We start from the raw sequence: 4,329 nt of genomic DNA on the forward strand, positions 1-4,329 counted from the left end.
GGACGGGCCTGCGCCGTGGCGGGCGCCGCGTCCGTCCGCGTGCCGTGGTGACCGCCCCTGCTGTCTGCGCTGCTCCCGTTCACCCCTACATCATGCTGGAAGCGCCGCCTCATGCGGCGCGGCGGGCGGCGATCCGCTGCGCGTCCGGCCAGCGGACGTCCCGGACCCAGCCGGCCAGCTCGAACCAGCGGATCAGCCGGGCCGAGGAGTCGATCTGCCCGCGGAGCACCCCGTGCCGGGCCGAGGTCGGGTCGGCGTGGTGCAGGTTGTGCCAGGACTCCCCGCAGGAGAGCACGGCCAGCCACCAGACGTTGCCGGAGCGGTCCCGGGAGCGGAACGGGCGCCGGCCGACGGCATGGCAGATCGAGTTGATCGACCAGGTGACGTGGTGCAGCAGCGCCACCCGGACCAGCGAACCCCAGAAGAAGGCGGAGAGCGCGCCCTCCCAGGACAGGCTCACCAGGCCGCCGATCAGCGCGGGCAGCAGCAGCGAGATGGTGGTCCAGAGCCAGAACAGCCGGGAGATCCGCCGCAGGGCCGGGTCGCGCACCAGGTCCGGGGCGTACGTGAGCTGCGGGGTCTGCTCCTCGTCGAACATCCAGCCCATGTGGGCCCACCAGAGGCCCTTCATCAGCGCCGGGACGCTCTCCCCGTAGCGCCACGGCGAGTGCGGGTCGCCGTCCTTGTCGCTGAACCGGTGGTGCTTGCGGTGGTCGGCCACCCAGCGCACCAGCGGGCCCTCGACGGCGAGGCTCCCGGCGATCGCCAGCGCCAGGCGCATCGGGCGGCCGGCCTTGAAGGCGCCGTGGGTGAAGTAGCGGTGGTAGCCGATGGTGATGCCGTGACAGGTGAGGTAGTACATGCCGACGGTGATCGCGAGGTCCGTCCAGCCCAGCCCCCGGCCCCAGGCCACCGGGACGGCGGCGACCAGGGCGGCGAACGGCACGAGGATGAACAGGGAGAGCGCGATCCGCTCGGCCGGGCCCTGCTTCTCGCCGCCGCGGGTGGCGGACAGCCGGGTGGCGGCGGTGTCGGAGTCGCCGGTCCCGGCGGTCTGGTCGGCGGTCTCCACGGCGTCGTCGGTCTCCACGGGTGCGGCGGGGTCGGTGGGTTCGGCGGGTTCGGGGTCGGGAGACGGAGTGCGGGACGCGGCGTTCCCCGCGCGCGCCTCGCCTGCCTGGATGGTCATGGGCGTCCCTTGTGCGGCGTCCCGGAACGGGAGCGAAGCGGAGCTACGTTGGCGTAACCTACGGCATCGTAGGTTGCGCTCCGTGTCCAGGGGAACACACCGCCGCGCGGCGCTTGAGTGAATTCACCCGACTGGATGGATGAACCGGGGGGCCGGCGGGTTCGGCCGCCGGGGCTGGAATCCGGGCCGTGGATCGGTCAAGTCGATACCCACGGCAGGGCCCTCTCGGGTAGGGTCTGACACGACTGTCCGCCGTGGTGTAATGGCAGCACAGGGCCCTTTGGAGGCCTTTGTCTGGGTTCGAATCCTAGCGGCGGAGCCTCTGCACGCCTCGGGTTCGGGCGTTATCCGTGGCGCCGGTATTGTCGGTGCTGCTCGGCGGACTGTGCGAATGGCGACCGGCCTGGGTCCGGGCCGGGCCTGCTCTGCCCTCTCTGTGAACCTACCGAGGAGCCTCCCCGCATGGGTGCCAATTCGCTTGCCGCCGTTGTCGTGCTCGCCGCCGGTGGCGGGACCCGGATGAAGTCGAACAAGCTGCCCAAGGTGCTGCACGAGGTGTGCGGCCGCTCGTTGGTGGGTCACGCGGTCTCGGCGGCCCGGGAACTGACGCCCGGCCAGCTGGTCGTCGTGGTCGGCCACCAGCGCGAGCTGGTCGTGGCGCACCTGACGGAGCACTACCCGGCCACCCGCACCGCGGTGCAGGCGGAGCAGAACGGCACCGGGCACGCGGTGCGCACCGCGCTGGAGTCGCTGGCCGCCGACGGCGCCGTGCTGGACGGCACCGTGATCGTCACCGCCGGCGACTCGCCGCTGCTGACCGGGGAGACCCTGCGCCGGCTGGCCGACGCGCACACCGCCCAGCAGAACGGCGTCACCGTGCTGACCGCCGTCGTCCCGGAGCCCTTCGGCTACGGCCGCATCCTGCGGGACGAGGACGGCACCGTCGCCGCGATCGTCGAGGAGCGGGACGCCAGCGCCACCCAGCGCGCGATCACCGAGATCAACTCCGGCGTCTTCGCCTTCGACGCCAAGCTGCTCACCGCGGCGCTGGGCGAGCTCACCACGGACAACTCGCAGGGCGAGGAGTACCTGACCGACACCCTGGAGATCCTGCGCACGGCGGGCCACCGGGTCGGCGCCGTGGTGGCCGAGGACCACCGGGACATCCTGGGCATCAACGACCGGGTCCAGCTGGCGCAGGCCCGCCGGCTGCTGAACGACCGCCTGCTGGAGCGGGCGATGCGCGAGGGCGTCACCGTGGTGGACCCGGCGACCACCTGGTTCGACGTGCAGGTCACGTACGAGCCGGACGCCGTGGTGCTGCCGAACACCCAGCTCCAGGGCGCCACGCACCTGGGCGAGGGCTGCGAGGTCGGCCCGAACTCGACCCTCAAGGACACCCTGGTCGGCGCCGGCGCCCGGGCGAGCAACACCACGGCCGACCGCGCCGAGATCGGCGAGCTGGCCACCGCCGGCCCGTACGCCTACCTGCGGCCGGGTGCCCGGCTGGGCCGCAAGGCGAAGGTCGGCACCTACGTCGAGGTGAAGAACTCCGAGCTGGGCGAGGGCGCCAAGGTGCCGCACCTGTCCTACATCGGCGACGCCACGATCGGCGAGGGCACCAACATCGGCGCGGCCTCCGTCACCGTGAACTACGACGGAGTGAACAAGCACCGCACGGTCATCGGCGCGCACTGCCGCACCGGTTCGGACAACATGTTCATCGCCCCGGTCACCGTCGGTGACGGCGCCTACACCGGCGCCGGCTCGGTGATCACCAACGACGTCCCGGCCGGGGCGCTCGGTGTGAACCGGGCCACGCAGCGCAACATCGAGGGCTGGGTCGAGCGCAAGCGCCCCGGGACGGTGTCCGCGCAGGCCGCGAAGGCGGCGGCGGACGGGGCCGAGCAGGCCTGAGCGGGCGGGCCGGGGCCGGGGGACGGTCCCGAGGCGGACGGTTTCTGCGCGGGCGCGTAACCTTGGGGACATACGTGCGCCACAGGGCTTACCGCCCGTGTCCAGGCGTACCGACAATTCCCCAACCCGTACCGCGAGCGGGCCCTGCCTGCCCGCCACCGGGTCGAGGGTTCAGCGTTCGCAACGCGAGGAGACGGTGCAGTGAGCGGGATCACGACGTCGGGTGAGAAGAAGCTGAAGCTCTTCTCCGGCCGTGCCCACCCGGAGCTGGCGAAGGAGGTGGCCGAGGCGCTCGGGACCGAGCTGGTCCCCACCAAGGCCCTGGACTTCGCCAACGGCGAGATCTACGTCCGCTTCCTGGACTCCGCGCGCGGCGCGGACTGCTTCGTGATGCAGAGCCACACGGCTCCCATCAACCAGTGGATCATGGAACAGCTGATCATGATCGATGCTCTGAAGCGGGCCTCCGCCAAGAGCATCACCGCGATCCTGCCGTTCTACGGGTACGCCCGCCAGGACAAGAAGCACCTCGGCCGCGAGCCCATCTCGGCCCGCCTGGTCGCCGACCTGCTGCGCCAGGCCGGCGCCGACCGCCTGATGGCCGTGGACCTGCACACCGCGCAGATCCAGGGCTTCTTCGACGGCCCGGTGGACCACCTGTTCGCGCTGCCGCTGCTGGCCGACTACATCGGCGGGAAGGTCGACCGCGACAAGCTGACGGTCGTCTCCCCGGACGCCGGCCGCGTGAAGGTCGCCGACCAGTGGTGCGACCGGCTGGACGCCCCGCTGGCGATCATCCACAAGCGCCGCGACATCACCCAGGCCAACACCATCCTGTCGGCCGACGTCGTCGGTGACGTCAAGGGCCGGGTCTGCGTGCTGGTCGACGACATGATCGACACCGCCGGCACCATCTGCGCCGCGGCCGACGCGCTGTTCGACAACGGCGCCGCGGACGTCGTGGTGGCCGCCACCCACGGTGTGCTCTCCGGCCCGGCCGCGGACCGGCTGAAGAACTCGCGGGTGAGCGAGTTCGTGTTCACCAACACGCTGCCCACCCCGGCCTCGATCCAGCTGGACAAGATCACCACGCTGTCCATCGCCCCGTCGATCGCCGCCGCGATCCGCGAGGTCTTCGAGGAGGGCTCCGTGACCAGCCTCTTCGAGGGCGTGCACTGACGAAGGCCCGTGCAGGCGGCCCCGGTCCGATCGGACCGGGGCCG

Annotated in this window: 3 protein-coding genes and 1 tRNA gene; 3 read left to right on the forward strand and 1 reads right to left on the reverse strand. The window is 71.8% G+C overall.

All coding sequences use genetic code 11. The features are described 5' to 3' along the window. Nucleotides 1–109: 109 nt before the first annotated feature. On the reverse strand, nucleotides 110–1,189 hold the full coding sequence (locus tag AE652_RS20465; RefSeq protein WP_079271852.1) for a fatty acid desaturase: 1,080 nt from the start codon (nucleotides 1,187–1,189) through the stop codon (nucleotides 110–112). Between the two features lie 248 nt (nucleotides 1,190–1,437). Between AE652_RS20465 and AE652_RS20470 the strand changes: the two genes are divergently transcribed. From AE652_RS20470 to AE652_RS20480, 3 genes are all read left to right on the forward strand, one after another. Continuing rightward, a tRNA-Gln gene (locus AE652_RS20470) sits at nucleotides 1,438–1,508 on the forward strand. Between the two features lie 143 nt (nucleotides 1,509–1,651). After that, complete coding sequence (glmU, locus tag AE652_RS20475) at nucleotides 1,652–3,106, forward strand: bifunctional UDP-N-acetylglucosamine diphosphorylase/glucosamine-1-phosphate N-acetyltransferase GlmU (protein WP_049653614.1); 1,455 nt, start codon at nucleotides 1,652–1,654, stop codon at nucleotides 3,104–3,106. 201 nt (nucleotides 3,107–3,307) lie between these two features. Continuing rightward, nucleotides 3,308–4,285 (forward strand): ribose-phosphate diphosphokinase, encoded by a 978-nt coding sequence (locus AE652_RS20480; RefSeq protein WP_049653615.1) that lies wholly within the window; start codon nucleotides 3,308–3,310, stop codon nucleotides 4,283–4,285. The last annotated feature ends 44 nt before the right edge of the window (nucleotides 4,286–4,329 follow it).

It is taken from the genome of Kitasatospora sp. MY 5-36, from assembly GCF_001182915.1.
Classification (GTDB): Bacteria; Actinomycetota; Actinomycetes; order Streptomycetales; family Streptomycetaceae; genus Kitasatospora.